We start from the raw sequence: 618 nt of genomic DNA, 5'->3' as shown, positions 1-618 counted from the left end.
ACGCGCTCGAGTTCAAACTCCTGCCGGAACTCTACGAGAACCAGGAGTACATCGAGCAGAAGCTCGAAGAACAGGAGCGCGAGGAGATCTTCCGCATGAAGAAGATCAAAGCGAAGAAGGAGGAAGAAGAGCGGGCGGAGGCCGAGGAGGCGACCGCGGAGGTCGCGGCCGCGGAGACCGAAGAGCCCGAGCCCGCCGACTGACGCCCTCGCGGCGCCGCTCTCGAATCGCCATCACCGCTTCCGCGCCGGTCGCCGCTCGTTTTCCCGCCGTCGGCTTTTAGCCCGCCCCGCTCGTAGCGACGGGCGTGTCCTGTCCACACTGCGACGCCGAGGCCGTCACCTTCGCAGTGCCGTCGGCGCTCCGCGAACACACCCCCGCCGATCCGGCGGCGATCTGTACGCGGTGTCTGCGCGTCGCCGCGGCCGACGAGGCGGGCGTCGCGGACGCGGCGACCGACGACCCCGACCTCGCCCGCGTCGACCCCGCCTTCCCGTCCGGCGAGGCCGGGATCGCCCTGGCGCTCTGCTGCGGGAAGCTGGAGTCGTTCGCCACGAACCGCGCGTCGATCGAGGCCCTGGTCCGTCACGCCGAGGGGGCGGGCGCGGACGTGTTCGC

At 70.9% G+C, this 618-nt stretch carries 2 protein-coding genes; both read left to right on the top strand.

Annotated features, from left to right (window positions below; all coding sequences use genetic code 11):
* A partial coding sequence (locus D3D02_RS18455; RefSeq protein WP_304999802.1) for a V-type ATP synthase subunit D occupies positions 1–203 on the top strand: 203 nt, incomplete at its 5' end.
* Positions 204–307: 104 nt separating this feature from the next.
* On the top strand, positions 308–618 hold a 311-nt coding region (locus D3D02_RS18450), incomplete at its 3' end, for a DUF6276 family protein (RefSeq protein WP_121571335.1).

The organism is Halobellus sp. Atlit-38R (assembly GCF_003665925.1).
GTDB lineage: Archaea > Halobacteriota > Halobacteria > Halobacteriales > Haloferacaceae > Haloquadratum > Haloquadratum inordinatus.
This window is presented reverse-complemented; position numbering and strand designations above follow the sequence as displayed.